General features: G+C 67.0%; 20 protein-coding genes, 1 tRNA gene and 1 pseudogene. 6 read left to right on the plus strand and 16 right to left on the minus strand.

Annotated features, from left to right (window positions below; genetic code table 11):
* Positions 1 to 409: 409 nt before the first annotated feature.
* From L1892_RS23590 to L1892_RS23610, 5 genes are all read right to left on the minus strand, one after another.
* A tRNA-Leu gene (locus tag L1892_RS23590) sits at positions 410 to 531 on the minus strand.
* Positions 486 to 1154 (minus strand): helicase associated domain-containing protein, encoded by a 669-nt coding sequence (locus tag L1892_RS23595; protein WP_005179528.1) that lies wholly within the window; start codon positions 1152 to 1154, stop codon positions 486 to 488. The genes L1892_RS23590 and L1892_RS23595 overlap by 46 nt, the downstream gene beginning before the upstream one ends.
* Positions 1154 to 1843 (minus strand): helicase associated domain-containing protein, encoded by a 690-nt coding sequence (locus L1892_RS23600; RefSeq protein ID WP_005179533.1) that lies wholly within the window; start codon positions 1841 to 1843, stop codon positions 1154 to 1156. Before L1892_RS23600 ends, L1892_RS23595 begins: the two co-directional genes overlap by 1 nt.
* A 57-nt stretch (positions 1844 to 1900) precedes the next feature.
* Positions 1901 to 2089, minus strand: coding sequence for a hypothetical protein (locus L1892_RS23605; protein WP_005179548.1), 189 nt, complete (start codon positions 2087 to 2089; stop codon positions 1901 to 1903).
* Complete coding sequence (locus L1892_RS23610) at positions 2086 to 2796, minus strand: helix-turn-helix transcriptional regulator (protein ID WP_229742889.1); 711 nt, start codon at positions 2794 to 2796, stop codon at positions 2086 to 2088. The genes L1892_RS23605 and L1892_RS23610 overlap by 4 nt, the downstream gene beginning before the upstream one ends.
* An 837-nt stretch (positions 2797 to 3633) precedes the next feature.
* Between L1892_RS23610 and L1892_RS23615 the strand changes: the two genes are divergently transcribed.
* On the plus strand, positions 3634 to 4191 hold the full coding sequence (locus L1892_RS23615; RefSeq protein ID WP_005179554.1) for a hypothetical protein: 558 nt from the start codon (positions 3634 to 3636) through the stop codon (positions 4189 to 4191).
* 143 nt (positions 4192 to 4334) lie between these two features.
* Here the strand turns inward: L1892_RS23615 and L1892_RS23620 are convergent, their stop codons facing one another.
* The 6 genes from L1892_RS23620 to L1892_RS23645 form a co-directional block, all read right to left on the minus strand.
* A complete protein-coding gene (locus L1892_RS23620) occupies positions 4335 to 4805 on the minus strand; it encodes a hypothetical protein (protein WP_235726235.1) in 471 nt (156 codons plus the stop codon).
* Positions 4806 to 5113: 308 nt separating this feature from the next.
* A complete protein-coding gene (locus L1892_RS23625; RefSeq protein WP_005179560.1) occupies positions 5114 to 5704 on the minus strand; it encodes a cadmium resistance transporter in 591 nt (196 codons plus the stop codon).
* Positions 5705 to 5797: 93 nt separating this feature from the next.
* Positions 5798 to 7375, minus strand: a complete 1578-nt coding sequence (locus L1892_RS23630; protein ID WP_005179563.1) for a DHA2 family efflux MFS transporter permease subunit — start codon at positions 7373 to 7375, stop codon at positions 5798 to 5800.
* A complete protein-coding gene (lspA, locus tag L1892_RS23635; RefSeq protein ID WP_005179567.1) occupies positions 7326 to 7856 on the minus strand; it encodes a signal peptidase II in 531 nt (176 codons plus the stop codon). The genes L1892_RS23630 and lspA overlap by 50 nt, the downstream gene beginning before the upstream one ends.
* Positions 7853 to 9817 carry a heavy metal translocating P-type ATPase gene (locus tag L1892_RS23640; RefSeq protein ID WP_006902503.1) on the minus strand — a complete coding sequence of 655 codons (1965 nt, stop codon included), beginning with the start codon at positions 9815 to 9817 and terminating at the stop codon, positions 7853 to 7855. Before L1892_RS23640 ends, lspA begins: the two co-directional genes overlap by 4 nt.
* Positions 9814 to 10203 carry an ArsR/SmtB family transcription factor gene (locus L1892_RS23645; protein WP_005179570.1) on the minus strand — a complete coding sequence of 130 codons (390 nt, stop codon included), beginning with the start codon at positions 10201 to 10203 and terminating at the stop codon, positions 9814 to 9816. Before L1892_RS23645 ends, L1892_RS23640 begins: the two co-directional genes overlap by 4 nt.
* Positions 10204 to 10411: 208 nt before the next feature.
* Between L1892_RS23645 and L1892_RS23650 the strand changes: the two genes are divergently transcribed.
* Together L1892_RS23650 and L1892_RS23655 are read left to right on the plus strand one after the other, a co-directional pair.
* Positions 10412 to 12574, plus strand: coding sequence for an MMPL family transporter (locus L1892_RS23650; RefSeq protein ID WP_007240197.1), 2163 nt, complete (start codon positions 10412 to 10414; stop codon positions 12572 to 12574).
* 135 nt (positions 12575 to 12709) lie between these two features.
* The gene (locus L1892_RS23655; RefSeq protein WP_005179582.1) at positions 12710 to 12931 is read left to right on the plus strand and encodes a hypothetical protein; all 222 of its coding nucleotides are present in this window, start codon (positions 12710 to 12712) and stop codon (positions 12929 to 12931) included.
* 612 nt (positions 12932 to 13543) lie between these two features.
* On the opposite strand, the gene L1892_RS23660 is transcribed toward L1892_RS23655, so the two are convergent.
* Positions 13544 to 13921 carry an ArsR/SmtB family transcription factor gene (locus tag L1892_RS23660; RefSeq protein ID WP_005179587.1) on the minus strand — a complete coding sequence of 126 codons (378 nt, stop codon included), beginning with the start codon at positions 13919 to 13921 and terminating at the stop codon, positions 13544 to 13546.
* A gap of 124 nt (positions 13922 to 14045) precedes the next feature.
* Between L1892_RS23660 and merA the strand changes: the two genes are divergently transcribed.
* Genes merA through merB form a run of 3 tightly spaced genes read left to right on the plus strand, consistent with a single transcriptional unit; the run spans position 14046 to position 16641 of the window.
* On the plus strand, positions 14046 to 15482 hold the full coding sequence (merA, locus tag L1892_RS23665) for a mercury(II) reductase (protein ID WP_007240196.1): 1437 nt from the start codon (positions 14046 to 14048) through the stop codon (positions 15480 to 15482).
* Between the two features lie 24 nt (positions 15483 to 15506).
* A complete protein-coding gene (locus tag L1892_RS23670; RefSeq protein ID WP_005179589.1) occupies positions 15507 to 16058 on the plus strand; it encodes a MerR family transcriptional regulator in 552 nt (183 codons plus the stop codon).
* Complete coding sequence (gene merB, locus L1892_RS23675) at positions 16000 to 16641, plus strand: organomercurial lyase MerB (RefSeq protein WP_005179592.1); 642 nt, start codon at positions 16000 to 16002, stop codon at positions 16639 to 16641. The genes L1892_RS23670 and merB overlap by 59 nt, the downstream gene beginning before the upstream one ends.
* An 899-nt stretch (positions 16642 to 17540) precedes the next feature.
* Here the strand turns inward: merB and L1892_RS23685 are convergent.
* From L1892_RS23685 to L1892_RS23700, 4 genes and pseudogenes are all read right to left on the minus strand, one after another.
* Positions 17541 to 17957: an arsenate-mycothiol transferase ArsC gene (locus L1892_RS23685; protein ID WP_235726236.1), complete on the minus strand. Its 417-nt coding sequence runs from the start codon at positions 17955 to 17957 to the stop codon at positions 17541 to 17543.
* Positions 17954 to 19042, minus strand: a complete 1089-nt coding sequence (gene arsB / locus L1892_RS23690; protein WP_266060143.1) for an ACR3 family arsenite efflux transporter — start codon at positions 19040 to 19042, stop codon at positions 17954 to 17956. Before arsB ends, L1892_RS23685 begins: the two co-directional genes overlap by 4 nt.
* Positions 19039 to 19401 carry an ArsR/SmtB family transcription factor gene (locus tag L1892_RS23695; protein ID WP_235726237.1) on the minus strand — a complete coding sequence of 121 codons (363 nt, stop codon included), beginning with the start codon at positions 19399 to 19401 and terminating at the stop codon, positions 19039 to 19041. Before L1892_RS23695 ends, arsB begins: the two co-directional genes overlap by 4 nt.
* A gap of 91 nt (positions 19402 to 19492) precedes the next feature.
* Positions 19493 to 19774, minus strand: a pseudogene (locus L1892_RS23700) (glyoxalase/bleomycin resistance/dioxygenase family protein); the annotation flags it as partial.
* Between the last annotated feature and the right edge of the window lie 117 nt (positions 19775 to 19891).

Here is a 19891-nt window from a genome sequence, read left to right on the forward strand (position 1 = left end):
GCGATCCGCGCCTTCATCGACGGCTGGAACGACCGCTGCCACCCATTCGTGTGGACCAAACCCGCCGAGGAAATACTCGCCGGCGCGAAACGTAAACCAACTTCAGACGCGCAACACTAGCTGAGGATGTCTACAACGAGATGGGCTGTTGCGATGAGGATCTGGATGATCCCGAGGATGACCATCGCTTCCATTTTCACCCCCTTCCGAAGGTCTGAGTGGCTGAACCACGTGGGCCCTGGGTGCGGATATAGCTCCGCCTGGACCTGTGACCACAATCAGACCCTCAGAGTTGGAGGGAAGCCCTCATAGAAAGAGGGATGTGAAACTTAGCACGTCACATGCCGGAGATCAATAGGTTTCCCAGGAGAATTTGGTGCGAGCGATGTGCGCTTGCCTGCGAGGGCCCTGGTGCCCCCGGTCAGACTCGAACTGACACTGGACGGGTTTTGAATCCGTTGCCTCACCGCGCGCCGTATGTCGGATCAGGAGCGGCGTTGTGCGGTCCACTGCCAGTCCGGGAACTCGGCCTCGATGCGGCGGATCCGCTCGGTGGCGAGCTGACCTCTACGGTAGTCGGCGCGGCGGTTGGCGACCCACTGTCCGATCGCGAATCCTTCGATCACCGCCCGATTTCGGGCGTTGCTGGTGCCGTGCGCGGCGACATACCGATGCAGGTGCGCGATCCCGACCTCGAATGCGGCGGCCGCCGCCGTGGCCTGAGGCGACCACTGCCAGTCAGGAAACTCGCGCTCAAACACCTCGATCCGCTCCGCCGACAGTCGGCCTTTGCGGTAGTCGGCGCGACGATTCGTCACCCACTGTCCGAGGGCGAATCCGTCGAACACCTCATGCTGACTCACGGTGCTCGTCCCATGTGCGGCGACGTAGCGGCGCAGATGCGCCAGGCCGACGTCGAACTGCGCGTCGCGCACACTCCACTGCCAGTCCGGGAACTCGGTCGCGAGCCGTTCGATCCGCTCGGCCGACAGTCGGCCCTTGCGGTAGTCGGTGCGTCTGCTGGCCACCCACACGTCGATCGGGAACCCGTCGATCCTTGCGCCGCGCGGGGGAGAGCTCGAACCCTGTGCGGCGACGTAGCGATGCAGATGCGCGAGCCCGACCTCGAACCGTCGGTCATCAGGACCACCCATTACAGGCCACCGATCGTGCCCTGAGTCGAGCTGGTTCGGATGGTCCACTGCCAGTCCGGGAACTCGGTCTCGATACGGCGGATCCGCTCGGCCGACAACCGGCCTTTGCGGTAGTCGGCGCGGCGGCTCTGGATCCAGGTGCCGATCGGGAATCCGTCGATCACATCACGCCGGGGGGCGTTGGGGGTGCCGTGCGCGGCGACATACCGATGCAGGTGCCCGATCCCGGTCTCGAACGCGGCCGCGAATACTGCGGTCTGAGGGGTCCATTGCCAGTCAGGGAATTCGCGCTCAAACACCTCGATCCGCTCCGCAGACAGTCGGCCTGTGCGGAAGTCGGCGCGACGATCCCTCGTCCACTGCCCCAACGGGAATCCGTCGACCACCTCGTCGTAACCCACGCGGCTCGTCCCATGGGTGGCGACGTAGCGGCGCAGATGCGCCAGGCCGACGTCGAACATCGCCTCCCGTACGTTCCACCGCCAGTCCGGGAACTCGGTCTCGATACGGCGGATCCGCTCGGCCGATAACCGGCCCCTGCGGTACTCGGTGCGCCGGCTGCCGACCCAACTCCCGATCAGAAATCCGTCGATCGTCGAACCGTGCGGCGGCGAGCTCGAACCGTGCGCGGCGACGTAGCGATGCAGATGCGCGAGCCCGGCCTCGAACCGCTCCTCATAACTACTCATTCGAAGCTCTCCAGCTCACTCGATCAGCACCCCGGATCAGCGTCATCGGTTCCAGTCCTAGAAGTACACGGAACGGACGATCACGAACGAGATCGCAGCGGCAACGCTGGGCAGCACGAAGATCGCTGCCAAGATCGCCACGAAACGGACGGTTGTGGCCGTCGACCGCATCGCCTGGCCGATCGTTTTCCATGCGTACTTCGACCACGTGTGCGGCGGCCACGGTGGCGGTGTGCTCGCAGTCATGATTTCGCCTCCTGGGCAGCCTTTTTGGACTTCTTGCGTTCGTTCAACCTGCGCTTGCGCCGCGCTACGCGTCGTCGCGCCGCCCTCTCCTCGGTGCTGAAAACACCCGTCAACCCATAGTGGTGATGCTTGACGTACCCGAGCTTCGCGGACAGGTCTTCCTCCCACCGCAGTCGCTCCTCTATCAGGCCAGCGGCCATCAGCTCCTGGATACCCTTTGTCACCGTCTTGCCTGAGATCCCGTACCAGTCCTGCATCTTCTCCCGGAGGAGCTCGACGTCAGGCTTCTTCGTTGTCTCCTTCAAGACGATCAGCAGCACCGCGAGGGCGGCAGGACTCAGCGTCGCGAAGTGCTGCTCTGTCCAGAACTCATGAGGGAGGGTGAAGTAGGCGTTGTACCAATCCTTCTTCTGACCAGCCGGTGCAACGTAGTCGTCCTTCCCGTCCTCGCGACGCGGGACGATGCGGGTCAGTCGCCCTTCCCTTTTACGTTCGACCAGTCCCAGTTCCTCGAGCTCGCCCCACGTTCGCGACAACGTAGACGGCGACCAGGTGAGCGCGTTCGCTGTCCCCGGCCCCTCCGCGGTCAGTGCGCGAACCCACACCTCGGCCGCCAGCGGAGTGTGTCGCAAGGAGAGCCACGGCCACCACGTCAGCAGCAGCAGATAGAGGACCAGCGCGCGGTGATGCCGACCCTTCGTCAGCACGCCCACCGTGCTCGGCCGCGGCTTCGTCTCATCAGGCTGTTGGACGAGGACAAACCGGTTGACTGAGTACCTGCGCGGCGACCAAGAGAGCAACTTCTCCCGCGTCGCACCTGGGCTCGGTGCGGGTGGGGGAGGCGAGGGGACCGTGCCAGATCCAGACGCCGGAATTTGCTTGTCCATGAGCGTCAGCTTGCCACGAAACGGGAACCTATCGAATCCGGATCGGAAGCCTGCCGATTGCGGTGCCGTTCCATCTCATAGGGAATGCGATACTTAGTGCGATGCTAAGTGCGACACTTATGCGACGCTGATGCGAGATGCCACACCTCGATTTTGCAGATACGCGTAGTCGCTTGTTTCGCGACAAGACCATTGAGGTGATCTCAGATTTCTGTCGATCCGGCGTTGGTAACCCGGCGGATTGGGCATGTAGGCGTCCGGCGGTGCGCTTCGCGACTCGCTATCAGTGCGAGGAGCCGGTCGCCGATCCGTAGCTGATGTAGAGGCGGCGGGATCGTGTTGCGGTGGGAACCTCGGCAACGCGGCCGCGTCGAGCTGGCGTCCTGGCCCTCATCGTGCGGGCGGCCACCCGGCCAACCCGCCGGGAGCTCCGTACTACACCGCTGATGAGCTCGACGAGGCCCAGGCCCAGGCCCAGGCGCACGCCGACCAGACCGGAGGACGGGTCGACCGGCTCGCGTAAGTCGTAAACCCGTCTCCGGTGCGCTCTGCCGCCCTCCCTCGACGGTCGGTTGCCGCAGAAGTGGCGTCGTCACGTCCGGTAGCCGTCTCGACGTTTTCAGGCCGCGTCGGACCCCTCGCATAAGGTTGTTCCCCATGCTGACAGCCTGGGCCGACGAAAGCGGGTCGCGGCCGGACATGGACCCCGGCGCGTACTTGATGTCGGCCGCCCTGTGCGATGAAGAAGACGTAGACGCCCTCCGTCACAGGATGGAAGCTCTACGCCTAGCCGAGCCTAAAGTGCACTGGCACGGCAGCAGCGAACAACGCCGAACTGAGCTCGTCACTGCGGTCGCGCAGCTCCCTCTGACCGGGTTCGTTGTTGTGCACGTTGACAAGGACTCCTCGGATCGGCGACACCGACGAAAGTGTATGGAGTTCCTACTCCCACATCTCGCTGATATGCCGTGCTCCACGATCACTCTCGAATCACGCGGTCAACAGGACGCCAGCGATATGGACATGCTGCAAAAGCTCCGCGCGCAACGCGCCGTGGCCTCGACACTGCGGATCGATCATGCTGTCGGTCGTAACGAACCGGCCCTGTGGGTTGCCGATATCGTGTGCGGCGCCGTCGTGCAACATCGCTGCGGCCGCGGGGACTACCTCGACATACTCGGCGCCGGAGTCGAAATACACACCATCGGCCCCTAAAAGACCGCGAGCCACAGGCCTCGTCGTCCGGCGAGTAATCCTGTGGCTCACTTCCAAACCCACCGCAATGGGCTGGCTACGGCTCCGATTGTAGCCTCACTACGTGGCTACACGCCACCCACGCCCGACGCCGTGAAGGCTTGTCACACCCTGTCCCTCCAGCGCTCGTTCGCCGACTGCCGTGTCATCCCGGCCGCTGCCCCGATGTCAGCCCATGACCGGCCCAAACGGCGAGCCCTAGCCACCGCGACGTCGAGTCGCGCGTCAGCCTCCCTGCGGGCATCCGCGGCGGCGCGGATCTCGGCCTCGACATCGAGAGGGTCGAGATGGTCACGCTGCCACACCGCGCGTGCGGCCTCCGCGACCTCAGGCCGATCGTCGGCATCGACGTCGCTGTCGGGGGCGAACACGCGATGCCGGGCGAGGTCCTCGAGGGACGCTGAGGGCACCCGCGCCCACTGCACCGGATCGGTCCAGGTCGACACCGCGGAACTGGACCGGCTGGCGCAATCGCACCGCAACAACCAGCCGACAATCTCGGCCGACGGCCGACGACGATCATCGTTCGGCCGCCGGCCGATCTCGACGACCTCGTAGTCCACGCCGTCGACCATGGTGGACCCGTGACTCACGGACCTGGGGCGGAAACAGTTCGCAACGATGACAGCGCCCGACTAAAGCGTTTGCACGAGCGACCCCGCTAGGCGCGGTAGAAGCCCCACGTTGCCGGAGGCCTTGAACTACGTTGATGGTAGTAGTGCCACAGTGGTAGTAGTGCCACAACGGTGCAGCGCCCCTGAGCACAACCATGGACCAACCGAAGGACGGCTGTCTACCGGTTACGGCCTCGAATAGCACTTCATTCTTTGGAGCCGATCGCCGCTGTCCTCCGTGATCTGGGCCGTGCAGACCGGGACGACGGTCAGAGGCCGAATGCGCCGCCGCTGACGAGGATGACGATTCCGAGAACGATCAGCACGAGCGGGAACAGGATGTGTTCCCACCGTTCCAAGATCTCGGCGATGGCCTTGCGGGTGGTGAGGAACTTCGCGGTGAACACCAGCACGGCGACCAAGAGCAGGAACACGACCGAGTAGGCGACGATCGCCGCTGTACCCACGGTCGCGAAGACCGGGACGTAGACGCCGATGTTGTCGCCGCCGTTGGCGAAGGTCACCGCCGCCACCGTCCAGACCGCGACCTTCTTGCCCTCGAACCGTTCATCGTCGTCGCCGTTGTTGCGCCATGCTCTCCAGGCGGCGAGCAGACCGAGCAGCAGAGGAATGAGCCCGAAGTAGGCGATGGCTTCTTCGGGCAGCAGCGCCGTGACTCCCAGCGCTACGAGGACCGACGCGGCGAGGATCGCTCCGAAACCGAGATATTGTCCGGTCGCGATGGCGGCCGTTGTTCCGCGGGTTCCCGCGCCGCGGGCGAAGAACAGCGAAAGCACGATGATGTCGTCGATGTTGGTCACCAGGAAGAGTCCGATGGCCTGCAGGATCGAGGTAACCATTCCGGCGGATGCCCTTTCTCTGGGAGTGCACTGCTGCTCGGCTGACACGCAGTTGTGTCGCGTGCCGTAGCCGCTGTCATGGGAGTGGCTATTTCAGTTTCGATCACGCGCCGGTGATGTCGGCGCGGGCGCAGGAGTGTGGTTGGGGAGTTTGGCGGCGATGGCCGCGGCCAGTAGTGCGCTGATGGCGGCGCTGGCAAGGAACACTGCGGACATGGCGTGGCTGTAGGCGTGGGCGCTGGACGCGGCCAGATCGGCGCCCGCTGGGCCGGGAATCTGGGTCGCGGCAAGTTGCGCTCCGGCGATGTTGTCACGCGCCGCGCTGACCACTGGTTCGGGCAGGCCGCTCAGGTGGGGGTCGAGGTCGCGGGTGTAAACGACGGTGAGCAGGGTGCCCAGGATCGCGACGCTGAACGCGGCACCGACCTGTCGAATGGCCATCAGCAACCCAGCTCCTGCGGCGCTGCGATGCTCGGGCAGGCTCGCCATGACCGCGTCGACAGCCGGCGCCAACGCCAGCCCGGCTCCCAGGCCCACGGTCGCCAGGCACACCGCGACGAAGCCGTAGCCGGAGTCGACGGTGATGCGGGATGCGAGCACGAATCCGGCCGCGGCGATCACCATGCCGGTGGCGATCGGGATTTTGGCGCCGAGTCGGGTCACGATCTTGTCCACAGCGGCTGCGGCGACGATGATCGCCAGCACCAGAGGCACCAAGCGCAGGCCGGTGCCGAAGGCGTCGTGGTAGCGCAGTATCTGCAGGTATTGCGGCAGCACGAACAGCACGCCGACCAGGGTGAAGGTGCCCGCGGTTGCGGCCAGGGTGGGCCAGGTGAAGGCCGGATTGGTGAACAGTGCCAGATCGACCAATGGGTCGCGGGCACGGCTTTCCCACACCAGAAATCCCGCGATCAGCCACACACCGGCCGCCAGAGCCGCGAGCACGACGGGATCGGTCCACCCGTACGCGGGAGCCTGGATGATGCCGAATACCAGCGCCGCCGTACCGGGCACGGCGGTGAGGATCCCGAGCCAGTCCAACGCCGGTGCATGCGGGTCGACCGATTCGGGCAACAGCACCACACAGGCAACCAGGGCGGCGACACCGACCGGGACGTTGATCAGAAACACCGAGCCCCACCAGAAATGCTGCAGCAGCCAGCCACCGACGATCGGCCCCAGCGGCAACCCGACACCCAGTGCACCGACCCACACCGCGATCGCGCGGCGACGCTGGTCGGGGCCGAACAGGGTCGGCAGGATCCCCAGCGACAGCGGCACGATGATCGCGGCCCCGATGCCCATGACCGCGCGGGCGGCGATCAGCGAGCCGGTGGACCCGCTGAAAGCGGCCCAGGCCGAGGCGGCGACGAAGGCGACCAAACCTATCAGCAGCAGCCGTTTGCGACCGTAGCGGTCACCGAAGCCGCCGGCGGGCAGCATGAGCGCGGCGAAGACCAGGGTGTAGGCGTTGACGATCCACTGCAACTGGGTGGTGCTCGCGCCGAGGTCTTGGGCCAGGGTGGGCAGGGCGACGTTGAGAACCATCAGGTCCAGCCCGACGGTGAGCAGGGCGACGACCAGCGCCGCCAGCCCTGCCCACCGACGTGACGGGCCCGGCTCAGTCCCGGTCGTCGGCGTGGTGTTCGGGTGAGAGTGGTTCTCGCTCATCGGAGTTTCCGATCAGAGTGGCGATGATGAGGGCGGTCGCGCCGAGCACGATGAAGGTGTCGGCGAGGTTGAAGGTGGGCCACCAGCCGGTGTGCAGGTAGTCGGTGACCACACCGTCGGGGGCCCGGTCGATGACGTTGGCGGCGGCACCGCCCAGGATCGCGGCGAGCGCGACGCGGGTGAGCAGGTTCGCGCGCGGCGCGACCACCCATCCGCCGACCGCGACCGCGGTGGTGATCACCGTGGTGAGCGTGAGCATCACCCAGCTCGGTGCGTCGGCGGCGATCGAGAACGCCGCTCCCGGGTTGAACGCCAACTTAAGGTCCACCGGACCCGCCTCGATCGGGGCCCCGGCCAGCGTGGTCTGCGCCCACGCTTTGAGCGTGAGGTCGATACCGGCCAGCGCGGCCGCGGCAGCGACCCACCGCAGTCGCCGCCCCCACCGCGACACGGTGGGAGCAGACGACGCGGTGGCGGTCACGCGGGCGCTCCGGCCAGTACCGGTGCGGGCTTTGCCGCCGAATCGGTCAGCGAGGCCAGGGGTTTGGTGCGTCCGGCGCGGACACCGTTGGCGATGACGACGATCTCGGCGAGTTCGTGCACCAGCACCACCGCCGCCAACCCGAGAATCCCGAACAGCGCGAGCGGGATCAAGATCGTGATCAACCCCAACGACAAACCGACGTTTTGCAACATGATCCGGCGAGCCCGACGAGCGTGCTCGAGAGCCCGCGGCAGGTGCCGCAGGTCCTCACCCATCAACGCCACATCCGCGGTTTCGATAGCGACATCGGTGCCCATCGCGCCCATCGCCACACCGAGGTCGGCGGTTGCCAGTGCGGGGGCGTCGTTGACGCCGTCGCCGACCATCGCGGTGAACCGGTCGCTGCGCAGTTCGCCCACGATGTGGGCCTTGTCCTCCGGGCGCAGATCCGCGTGCACGTCCTCGATCCCCGCCTCAGCGGCCAGAGCGGCGGCGGTGCGGGCGTTGTCACCGGTGAGCATCGAGACCCGGATTCCCAGCGCGTGCAATCGGTCGATGACCTCGTGTGCCTCGGGCCGCAGTTCGTCGCGCACAGCGATCGCACCGATCACCTGGCCGTCGAGCTCGATCAGCACCGCGGTCGCCCCCGCGTGCTGCATCCGTTCCACATCGGCGGCCAGAACACCCGGTTCGATCCAGCCCGGACGGCCCAGCCGCGCCCGGCGTCCGTCGACGCGGCCGGTCAACCCGGCACCGGTGACCGCCTCGACGTCGGTGGCGGGAGTGACGGTGTCGACGGCGGCGAGGATGGCGCGGGCGAGGGGATGTTCACTGCGCGATTCCAGCGCGGCCGCGACCGCCAGCACCCGGTCCCCGTGCACACCGCCGGTGGCGGCGATCTCGACGACGGCAGGCTTGTTCGCCGTCAGCGTGCCGGTCTTGTCCAGCGCGACCTCGCGCACCCGGCCCATCGCCTCGAGTGCGGCACCGCCCTTGACCAGCACACCCAGCTTGCTCGCCGCACCGATCGCGGCGACCACGGTCACCGGCACCGAGATCGCCAGCGCGCACGGTGAGGCGGCGACCAGCACCACCAGCGCACGTTCGATCCAGGTGACCGGATCCCCGAAGAGCGCGCCAATCACCGCGATGGCTGTGGCGGCGATCATGATGCCGGGCACCAGCGGTTTGGCGATCTTGTCGGCCAAGCGTTGAGCGTCGCCCTTGCGGGCCTGCTCGGCCTCCACGATCCGCACGATCCGTGCCAGGGAGTTGTCCTCGGCGGTCGTGGTGACCTCGACGGTCAGCACACCGGTGCCGTTGATCGCCCCGGCGAACACCTCCGCGCCCGGCCCGGCTTCTACCGGTACCGATTCGCCGGTGATCGCCGAAACATCCAGCGCGCTACGCCCGTCGACGATCACCCCGTCGGTCGCGACCCGCTCACCGGGGCGCACCAGCATCCGATCCCCGACGCGCAGCTCGGCAGGGGCGATGACGGTTTCGGTGCCGTCGCGTAGCACGGTGGCCCGGTCCGGTACCAGGTTCAACAGGGCGCGCAGCCCGCGGCGGGTGCGCGCGACCGCGTACTCCTCGAGGCCCTCGCTGATGGAGAACAGGAACGCCAGCATGGCGGCTTCGCCGACCTCGCCGAGGATCACCGCGCCGATCGCGGCGATCGTCATCAGCGTGCCGACACCGATCTTGCCCTTGGCCAGCCGTTTGAGCGTGGAGGGGACGAAGGTGTATGCACCGACGAGCAGTGCGGCGATCTCCAACCCCAACTCGACGGCGCGTGGGCCGCCGGTCCAGCCGACGATCAGTGCCGCGACCAGCAGCACTCCGGCGACCGCGGCGGCGCGCAGTTCACTGACTTCCCAGAGCTTTTCGGGTTCGCGTTCCTCGGCCTCGCCGTCACCGGCGGGTTCGTCGTGGCCGCAGCCGCATGCGTCGCTCATGCTCGTACCTCCGCGCTCTCCGTCTCGGTGGTGGAGTCGGTGCCGTAGTTCGGGCACAACGCCACCGCATTGCCTGTCGCCGCGAGCAAGGTCTCTGCCGAGGCGAGTAGGTCCATCAACTCCGGGCGGGCCAGGCTGTAGAACACCTGCCGCCCTTGCGGGCGGCCCACGACCAGCCCGCAGTCGCGCAGGCACGCTACGTGCGCCGATACCGTTGACTGAGCCAGTCCGAGCCCGGCCATCAGGTCCAAGACCCGCGCTTCCCCGCACGCCAGCCGGTGCACGATCGCCAACCGTGTCGCATCGGAGAGGCTGTGGAACAGGGCCACCGCCGGATCCAACCCCTGCGTCTCGACGAGGCAACCCCCGCCATCATTAATCGCCATAAAGCGATGATAGCGGCGAAAGCTATTGATATCGAGTGAGAGTGTGATTAATCTCGTTTCAACGATTACATCGTGATATGGCGATCAATTCGTGGTCGCTACGGAGGGAGAACGCGTGAACCAGCAGAAGTCCGCCGTCGTCGAGAACTCGCCTCAGCAACCATCGCCGCCGGGCTCGCCCGGAGTGCTATATCGGTGGGGCGTTCTGATGGCCCGGCGCAGACGTGCGGTCCTGGCGGTCTGGGGACTGCTGCTGGTGGTGTGCGCGGTGGCCTACCCGCTGCTCGAGAACCGGCTCGGTGCGATGGATTTCGGTGTCGAGGGCTCGGAGTCCACCGAGGTGGATCGCCTGGTTGCCCGGCACTTCCCGCAGTTCGGTACGGAACAGGCGGTCATCGTGCTGCAGTCTGGCGCGGTCACCGCCACCGACGCCGAGTTCCGTGCAGCGGTGGCTCGCACGATCACCGCCGCCACCGCGGTCGAGGGCGTGGTCGACGTCGTCGGCCCCTACGACGGGCTGCCCGGATCCCAGATCTCGGCCGACGGTCACGTCGCGATCGCGCTCGCCGGCATGGACGGCGACATGGCCGAACGCGCGAAAGTCGCGCGCGACCTGCAAGACGCCATCGCCACCACCGGCGACGATTCCATCGACGTAGGGGTCACCGGGTACTCGGCGGTACAGAACGCGGCCACCGAACTGCAGAACGCCGACCTGGCCCGCGCCGAGGCAATCGGCATCCCGGTCGCGCTGGTCCTGCTCGTCCTCGCCCTCGGCGCCCTGGCCGCAGCGGCGGTCCCGATCGCAGTGGCCATCGCCGGGATGCTGACCGCGGTCGGAGTGTTGTTCACCCTCACTGCTGTGACCGCGTTCGATTCGCTGACCGTGGCCATGGCCACCATGGTGGGCCTCGGCGTCGGTATCGACTACGCGATGTTCATCGTCAGCCGCTTCCGCGAAGAACTCACCCACCACACCGGGCCAGACCATGCCGCGATCAGCGGCGCCGTCGGTCGCTCCCTCGCCACAGCAGGCAAAACGATTCTGGTCTCGGGCTTGGTGGTGATGATCTCGCTGTGCGCGTTGATCATCATCCAGGCACCGATCTTCCGTGGCATCGCCATCGGCGTCGCCACCGCCGTCACCAGTATGCTCACCGTCGCCGTCACCCTGCTACCCGCCCTGCTCGCCGCCTTGGGCCCGGCTGTCAACCGCGGTAGTCTCCCGGCCCGCTGGCGCCCTGCCGACAGCGCCACCGACGCTCCCGGCGTTCTCGGTGGCCGCTGGGCGCGCTGGGCGTATCTCGTCATGCGCCGACCCGTCCTCTTCGGCACCGCGGCCGCAGCGGTGCTGGTCCTCGCCGCGCTGCCGGTATTCGGGATCCGCTACGGCCTCGACATGGGCACCACCGCCCTCGACGACACCCCGACCGGACGCGCCAGCACCGCATTGAACACCAACTTCCCGCCCGGAGCACTCTCCCCGGTCGAGATCATCGCCACCGGCCCCAGCGACACCCCACTCACCGCAGACGCCGAAGCACGGGTCAACCGATTCCTGACCGAGATCGACGGCGACGCCCGCATCGACACCGTCCTGCCCGCCCAGCTCAATGACGGTCGAATGCTCGCGATGGCGATCCCCTCGGTCACCTTCGACTCGATGGCCGCCACCGACCTCGTCCGCGACCTGCGCAACACAGCCGCCGGCGCAGCCGGAGCCGAGATCCGCATCGGCGGCAGCACCGCCGAATTCGTCGATCTCTCCGACGAAATGACCACCAAACTTCCGCTGGTCGTAGCCCTGGTGCTGACCGCCTCGCTGGTCTTCCTCATCGCCGCTTTCCGCAGTATCGCCTTACCCCTCAAGGCCATCGCGATGAACCTGCTCGCCACCGGCGCCGCCCTCGGTATCACCGTCGCGGTGTTCCAGTGGGGTCTGGGCGAGAACGTCCTCGACTTCACCAGCCCCGGATTCGTGCAGGTCTACCTACCCACCGTGGTGTTCGCGCTACTGTTCGGGCTCTCGATGGACTACGAGGTGTTCCTGATTCGTCGCATCCGCGAATACTGGGACGCCAGCGGCGACAACCAGCGCGCCGTCGCGGCCGGGCTCACCCACACCGCACGCCCCATCACCGCGGCCGCCGCGATCATGATCGCCATCTTCGCAAGCTTCCTCACCGCCGACATCCTCGAACTCAAACAACTCGGACTCGCCCTTGCCGTCGCCGTCGCCATCGACGCCGTCCTCATCCGCCTCGTCCTCGTCCCCGCCCTCATGCGCCTGCTCGGCGGCTGGAACTGGTGGCTGCCCGCCCTCAGGTTTCGCCCACCCAACACTCGCGCACCACGGGCCGCCGCTGAGTAGCGCGGCGATCAGACCAGGTTGATTCGTCGCGGACACGGGACCGGCCGCCGGGGCCACACCGCCCTCGGGGGCAACCGTCACGGCCGGTCTGACCTTCGAGTCGAGTCGAAGGTTCAGGGTCGCGGGGTGGTGATGATGCGTATTACCCAGCTGGCGCGGCGGAGCGGTGTCCCTGCCACCAGCTGCGGCTCTACGTCGGATCTGGCCGAGTTCGTGGAGGCCGGACCGTTCCTGGAAGCGTTCCTCGTGTTGATCGTCATCCCACTGACGCTGGCGTGGCTCACCCCAGGTGTACCGCGCGCCGGGACCGGGCAGCGGGTCTCGGCGCGCGGTGAGCACCGGCGATGGCGCCGTTGATGGCTACGGTGCTGATCACCGTGGTGGCCTCGCAGGCGCCAAACTCGGTGACGGCCTGAGCCAGGTCGCGGCGGTGGTGCGGGCCGGAGTGCCCGCGTCGCCGGAAGGTGTGGCTGCGCAGCCCTCATCGCAGCCGCGGGCGCGAGTCATTGGCGGGACCAGATCAGTCCGAGGAGCCCGAGTCCGATGGGCGAATCCGAGCGGTTGGAGCCATGACAGGCTCACCAGCAGCGTGCCGCTGCTCAGTGCTACGGCCGCGATCAGCAGCGGGGCACCACCGCGCAACAGCCCAGGCAGCAGTGCCGCGGTCCCGATGCAAGCCCGCCAGCGGCGTGTCTAGGTCGCAGCAGCCACAACGGCCTCCCCCGCAGCTCGCCGAGCCACCGCTGCCTGGCGCTGGGTTCGGTGTCGATGGGACAGGGCAGCAGGGGGATTCGCTGCGCTCGAGCAGGTCTTCGCGTCCGGCCGCCAGCGCGGCGGCCAGGGTGTCGCCGGACCGCGGTGAGTTCGGCGAGCTCGGCATCGACCTCGGCGAGCTTGACACCCAGTCCCAGCCGCGGTGAACCCGCCGACGGTGAGCGGCTGCCGAGACGTGAGGGCTGTCGAGGGCGTTCATGTCCGGTCACCGTCCGGTACCTGGTCGATGCGGGTGCAGCACGTCAGGGCGGCGGCGTTGTCGGCCGCGAGCAACCGGGCGAGCAGCACCAGTTCGGCCACGCGCGGGTCTCCGACCGTGTACCGCAGCTTCTTGCCGTCGCGGCGCGCGACGATGTATCCGCAATCGGCCAGACACGACAGGTGCACCGACACCCGCGGCTGGGAGATGCCGGCGTGGGCGACGCAGTCGGCCGAGGTGCGTTCGCCGGCGAGGATGTATTCCAGCAGCTTCAACCGGGTCGGATCCGACAGGGCGCGAAAGAACTTCGCCGTCGTATCCAGATGTGTGCACGCCAGCTCGTCGCCGGGCACGGCGGTCGTGGACCGGGACATGGGGCACCTCCACACCACTTGAACTATTCGCTTAAGCGCATAGTATGAGCCCTGTAGGTATTCGTCAATGCGAATAGCAGCCGTTGGCTGGCGACGCGGTTGCTCAACCCCTCAGGAGGCAGGCGTGGCCACGACACAATCCCGTCCGGATCTGGCGATCGTCGGGTCCGGTTCGGCGGCGTTCGCCGCCGCTATCGCCGCGGTCGGCCACGGCAGGTCCGTGGTGATGATCGAGCGCGACACCGTCGGTGGCACCTGCGTGAACGTCGGGTGTGTGCCGTCGAAGACGTTGCTGGCCGCCGCGGAGGCCCGCCACGCCGCAGCCGCCGCCGACCGGTTTCCCGGCCTGGGTGCCGCTGCGGTGCCGCTGGATTTTCCGGGCCTGATCGCCGGTAAGGACGCGCTGGTCGCGCAGCTGCGGGCAAACAAGTACATCGAGCTGGCGGGCGAGTACGGGTGGGAGATCGTCTCCGGCACGGCAGTGTTCGACGGCACGAGTGCGGCGCCGGGGTTGCGGGTCGGAGCGAACGACGGCGGGACCCGGGTGATCGAGGCTGGCCATTACCTGATCGCGACCGGTGCGACGCCGTGGATCCCGCCGATCGACGGTCTGGTCGAGGCCGGGTATCTGACCTCGACCACCGCCATGGACCTGAAGCGGCTCCCGGAGTCGCTGATCGTGATCGGCGGCAACACTGTCGGGCTCGAACAAGCCCAGTTGTTCGCCCGCCTCGGCACCCGGGTGACGGTGATCGAGGCCCTGGGGCGGCTGGCGCCGGGCGAGGAACCGGAAATCTCGGCCGCGATCGAGGCTGTCTTCGCCGATGAGCATATCGCCGTGTTGACCGCGGCCACCGTCGAGAAGGTCCTGGCCGGTGGCGGCCACAAGCTGGTGAGCGTGCGCACTCGGGCCGGGGTCAGCGAGCTGCGGGCCGAACACGTGTTGGTCGCGACCGGTCGCCGCCCGAACACCGCGGGGCTGGGCCTGGAGGCGGTCGGGGTCGGTGTCGACGGGCGCGGCGCGGTGATCGTCGATGACCGTCAGCGCACCGACAATGCCCGGATCTGGGCGGCCGGGGACGTGGCCGGGGGCCCGCAGTTCGTGTATGTGGCCGCCGCGCAGGGAACGCTGGTGGCCGACAACGCGTTCGCCGACGCGGATCGGGTCCTGGACTACGCCACAGTGCCGCGGCTGACGTTCACCAGCCCCGCCATCGCCGCCGTGGGGCTCACCGAGGCCGAGGCGGTGACGGCCGGATACCGGTGCCGGTGCCGGACGCTGGCGTTGTCGAGTGTGGCGCGGGCGCTGGTCAATCGCGATACCCGTGGCCTGGCCAAGATCGTCGCCGACGCCGATACCGGCCGGATCTTGGGCGTGCACGCGCTGGCCGAGGGTGCCGGAGACCTGATCACCGCCGCCGGATACGCGATGACCGCGGGTATGACCGTCGACCGGCTCGCCCACAGCTGGGCGCCGTATCTGACCATGGCCGAAGCGTTGAAACTGACCGCCCAGACCTTCACCACCGACGTGACGAAACTGTCCTGCTGCGCAGGCTGACGATCTCCTCCAGGAAAGGCCGAGATGAACGGGCACATGACGATCGGCGTGTTGTCGGCGCGGACCGGGGTGAGGGTGAAGGCGTTGCGTGAATACACCGACCTCGGGCTCATCCACACCCTGGGGCGCAGCGCGGCCGGCTACCGCCTGTACACCGATGACGCACTGTGGTGTGTGCGGTTCATCGGCGAGCTGCGCGGGCTTGGGCTCACCATCGCCGAGATCTGCCAGCTCACCGATGACGCCGTCGATAGTGGAGACGGAGCGGTCGGCGCGCGTCTGGCCGAGCTACTGGAGCGGTCGCGACAGCGGCTGCACCGCCGGATCAGCGACGCCCAGCAGATCCTCGACCGCATCGACGACTTCACCAGCATCCACCGTGCGCGGTGGGCCGCCGACGATGTGTGCTGGACCGAGGTCCGTGCCGATGCCCGACGCGGGCTTGACTCTGCCCCCGGGGGCAGACCCTACCGTCATCGACATCGCACCCGACGCATTCTCGGAAAGGCTGACTCTCATGAGCACCGACTCCATTCCCGCCGACGTTTTCGCCACGATCGCACCAGCCGACCGTGACCGGGCGCTGCTGCGGGCCGCGCTGCGGCTGCTGGCCCACGGAGCGCCGGTCACCGTCACGGAGTTGGCGGCCGCAGCCGGTGTCGACGCCGGAGATCTCGAAGAGACACCGATCGGCGCCGACATCGAATACGACGAGCAGGGCCGGGTCCTCGGGTGGGGATTGACCCTGAATCCGACCCCGCACCGATTCACCGTCGCAGGCCATCAGCTCTACACCTGGTGTGCGCCCGACACGCTCGTCTTCCCCGCCGTGATCGGGGCGAGCGCACACGTCGAATCCGAGTGCCCGGTTACCGTCAGCGCCGTGCGATTGACCGTCGATCCAGTCACGGGAGTCACCGACCTGCAACCGGCCGCCGCGATGGTGGCCTTCGTCGACCCCGCCGGGATCCGGGGCGGGCAGGTCCGCGCCACCTGCTGCAATCCGCAGATGTTCCTGGCCACTCCCGACGCCGCCGAGCAGTGGCGATCCGAGCATCCTGGGATGACCGTGCTACCGGTCGCCGACGCCTACACCCAGCTCGCACGCCCACTGGCCGAGGCGCTCATCGACCCGGCCGGCGAGGCGCCGTGCTGCTGACTCAGAACAGGGTGTCGCGCACCCACAAGGGCCGGTACCCGGTCGGGCCGAGCTGGGCGAGTTCGGCGTCGATATCGGTCTTGAACGCGCCGAAGAAGACCTCCGATCACACCAAGAGGTCAAGCCGCGATCTCGAAGGACGCGTCCTGAGCGGGCCCGAACGCCTTGATCGGGTCGTAGTGCTGACCGGTTTGCAAGCAGTAGTGGAGCTGCCCGAGCAAGCGGTCGAAGAGGTGCCGAAGCGCAGCGGCGTGCCGATCGCCGCGGTCGCGTCCTCGGCGTTAATGGTCTTGGGGTGCGCCGGCTTTCGCCATCGCGGCGAACGCCCAAAGGAATCCTGCAGCGTTGAGTCGGTTGTTCTTCACCACGCGGCGGGTAATCGAGATGCTGCGCCCGGAGGCCCGCGTGATCAGCACAGAACCGGCGTAGGTCCTTCAGCGAACGGGCGTCGGTGAACCGCTCGCGGTCGTCGCCGATCTCGCCGAGCACCCGAGCGCCGGAGAGGTCAGCCAGGCCAGGAAAACTGGTGATCACCGCGTAGTCGGGGTACTGCTGGAATGCCTCGGTAGTGGCCTCGGTGAGCTGATCCACGGCGGCGCATTCAGCATCGACGCCACCCAGCAGCGCGAGGGCCTGGCGGCCGAAGGCATCCGCTGATCTACAGATCGAGAGTCAGGGTGGCGGTGCGCGCTCGAGATACGCACGGGTAGATGACTCCGGTGACGAGCGCTACTGACACGAGTGACGAATCCCCAGGTCGCCAACTGACATCCAAATGACGGATCTCAGGCCACGTGTTGCATCTGATGCAATATGCAGGGGCTTACTGAATACCCTGCGTATTGACTTCGTGCGTATAGCTGCCAGATCGGGCCGCGCGTTGGCGACTCTTCGGTCGTCTATTCAGACGATCGTTTATGAAGTAGTTCAGTGGTGAGCTTGTGTGCGCGGGCGGTGATGTCGTCGCGGACGAGGCGCATTCGGTCGATGCCGTCGATGCCGCGTTCGGAGGGCTCGTCGGTGTCCCAGTTGATGACGGTGACGCCGGGGACGTCGACGACCGCTTCGCGTCCCAGGGTGATGACCTTGTCGACGCGGGCGAGTAAGGCTGGGTCGATTCCAGCCGGGGTATGGCCTGTGATGTCGACGCCGACTTCGGAAAGCGCTTGAGCGGAGAGTGTGTTGACCGCAGTGCCGGGGCGAGTGCCGGCTGAGTGAACCTCGATCGCGTTGCCTGCGGCTTGTCGTAGGAGGCCTTCAGCCATCACGGACTTGCCGCCGTTCTTGACGCAGACGAACAACACGGACGGCGTCATGGCAAGTCCCTGTCGGTGGGCCGAGCGCTGGGGGTGAAACGGTGTCGGAGTGCGAGGGAGACGTAGACCAGGGCGACCAGGACCGGGACTTCGATGAGTGGTCCGACGACGCCGGCCAAGGCTTGGCCGGAGGTGGCGCCGTAGGTGCCGATCGCGACGGCGATCGCCAGCTCGAAGTTGTTGCCTGCGGCGGTGAATGCGAGGGTAGTAGTGCGCTCATAGCCCAGGCAAAGGAAGGTGCCGAGGAGGTAACCGCCGCCCCACATGATCGCGAAGTACGCCAGCAGTGGCAATGCAATGCGGGCGACGTCGCCGGGGCGGGAGGTGATCTGGTCGCCTTGCAGGCTGAACAGCAGCACGATCGTGAACAGCAGCCCGTAGAGGGCCCACGGCCCGATCCGAGGTAGGAAGGTCTCCTCGTACCAGTCATGGCCGCGGCTGCGTTCCCCGATTCTGCGGCTCAGGTATCCGGCGAGTAGGGGGATGCCCAGGAATATCAACACCGATTTCGCGATCTGCCACGGCGAGGCATCGATAGTGGTCTGCTCCAAACCCAGCCAGCCGGGCATCACGGATAGGTAGAACCAGCCGAGCACAGCGAACATCACGACCTGGAACACCGAGTTGATTGCCACCAGCACGGCGGCGGCCTCGCGATCACCGCAGGCGAGGTCGTTCCAGATGATCACCATCGCGATGCAGCGGGCGAGGCCGACAATGATCAGACCGGTGCGGTATTCGGGGAGGTCGGGCAGAAGTAGCCAGGCGAGAGCGAACATCAGTGCCGGGCCGACGACCCAGTTCAATACCAGCGATCCGATCAGCAGGCGTCGATCGCCGGTGACGGTGTCGAGGCGGTCGTAGCGGACCTTCGCCAGCACCGGGTACATCATGATCAGCAACCCGAGTGCGATCGGCAGTGAGATCCCGTCGACCTGGATCTTGTCGATAGCGGTGTTCAGGCCGGGTATTAGGCGGCCGAGTAGCAGCCCGGCGACCATCGACAACCCGATCCACACCGGAAGGAACCGATCGAGCGTCGACAACTTTCCGGCAACGCTGCGGCTGGACGTCTGGACGCTCACGCCGTGGCCTGCGCAGTCAGAGGCGCCACGATTGCGGCGACGGCGTCGAGGGCGTCCGGAACGACCCGGTAGTGCATCCACGATCCGCGCCGCTCGGACTCGAGGAGCCCGGCGGTTCGCAGGACTTTCAAGTGATGCGAGACCGTCGGCTGCGAGACATCGACCGCTGGCGAGATGTCGCACACGCACGCCTGGCCGCCGTCGTGACTGGCGATCAGACTGAATAGCTGCAATCGTACCGGATCGGCGAGTGCCTTGAACACCACGGTCGCCTGTACCGACTGTTCAGGTGTCAACGGCTCACGCACTAGCGGCGAGCACCGTACTGGCGAGGTCTCAATCCCCAGCGGCTTAGACATACATCAATATTGACGTATATCTATATGGTCCGCAACACGAAGGGCGCCGCCCAGTTGGGCGGCGCCCTCCCCGGGACGGGTTAACCCGGCGTCAACAGCACGAGGAGGCCGGTGTGCAGCACGCCGACGAGCCTTGCGAATCCTGCGTCAGGCCGAGGTCAGAGCCCTCCGAGGCGAGGGCAGGGGCCTCGCCGAACGTATTGGAGTCGGCCAGGACTGTGTAGACCTCCCAGCGTTCGCCGTCGGGGGCACCGACCCACACGTTGTCCTGGGTAGCGAAGCAGCAGGTGGTGTTGATCTGCTCCTCAGTGAACAGCCCTTCGCCTGCGAGGCGGGCAATCTCGCCATGCACGGTCTCGCTGGAGTGGACCTGCCGATGGTCGACATCAGTGCCCCGATCTGCTGTGCGCCCGTGTCGGCGGCCCCTCTCGATGACGACACCGCCCTAGAAATCGCTCTGCGGCTCAAGGCGCTGGCCGATCCGGTCCGG

This window comes from Gordonia tangerina (assembly GCF_021556435.1).
Classification (GTDB): Bacteria; Actinomycetota; Actinomycetes; order Mycobacteriales; family Mycobacteriaceae; genus Gordonia; species Gordonia tangerina.

Bases quoted from the DNA above. Each gene is read 5' to 3' on its own strand.
- L1892_RS23595 (WP_005179528.1), bottom strand. From the start codon at position 1,154: ATGGGTGGTCCTGATGACCGACGGTTCGAGGTCGGGCTCGCGCATCTG.
- L1892_RS23600 (WP_005179533.1), bottom strand. From the start codon at position 1,843: ATGAGTAGTTATGAGGAGCGGTTCGAGGCCGGGCTCGCGCATCTGCAT.
- L1892_RS23605 (WP_005179548.1), bottom strand. From the start codon at position 2,089: ATGACTGCGAGCACACCGCCACCGTGGCCGCCGCACACGTGGTCGAAG.
- L1892_RS23615 (WP_005179554.1), top strand. From the start codon at position 3,634: ATGCTGACAGCCTGGGCCGACGAAAGCGGGTCGCGGCCGGACATGGAC.
- L1892_RS23620 (WP_235726235.1), bottom strand. From the start codon at position 4,805: ATGGTCGACGGCGTGGACTACGAGGTCGTCGAGATCGGCCGGCGGCCG.
- L1892_RS23625 (WP_005179560.1), bottom strand. From the start codon at position 5,704: ATGGTTACCTCGATCCTGCAGGCCATCGGACTCTTCCTGGTGACCAAC.
- L1892_RS23630 (WP_005179563.1), bottom strand. From the start codon at position 7,375: ATGAGCGAGAACCACTCTCACCCGAACACCACGCCGACGACCGGGACT.
- L1892_RS23640 (WP_006902503.1), bottom strand. From the start codon at position 9,817: ATGAGCGACGCATGCGGCTGCGGCCACGACGAACCCGCCGGTGACGGC.
- L1892_RS23645 (WP_005179570.1), bottom strand. From the start codon at position 10,203: ATGGCGATTAATGATGGCGGGGGTTGCCTCGTCGAGACGCAGGGGTTG.
- L1892_RS23650 (WP_007240197.1), top strand. From the start codon at position 10,412: ATGGCCCGGCGCAGACGTGCGGTCCTGGCGGTCTGGGGACTGCTGCTG.
- L1892_RS23655 (WP_005179582.1), top strand. From the start codon at position 12,710: ATGCGTATTACCCAGCTGGCGCGGCGGAGCGGTGTCCCTGCCACCAGC.
- L1892_RS23660 (WP_005179587.1), bottom strand. From the start codon at position 13,921: ATGTCCCGGTCCACGACCGCCGTGCCCGGCGACGAGCTGGCGTGCACA.
- L1892_RS23670 (WP_005179589.1), top strand. From the start codon at position 15,507: ATGAACGGGCACATGACGATCGGCGTGTTGTCGGCGCGGACCGGGGTG.
- merB (WP_005179592.1), top strand. From the start codon at position 16,000: ATGAGCACCGACTCCATTCCCGCCGACGTTTTCGCCACGATCGCACCA.
- L1892_RS23685 (WP_235726236.1), bottom strand. From the start codon at position 17,957: ATGACGCCGTCCGTGTTGTTCGTCTGCGTCAAGAACGGCGGCAAGTCC.
- L1892_RS23695 (WP_235726237.1), bottom strand. From the start codon at position 19,401: ATGTCTAAGCCGCTGGGGATTGAGACCTCGCCAGTACGGTGCTCGCCG.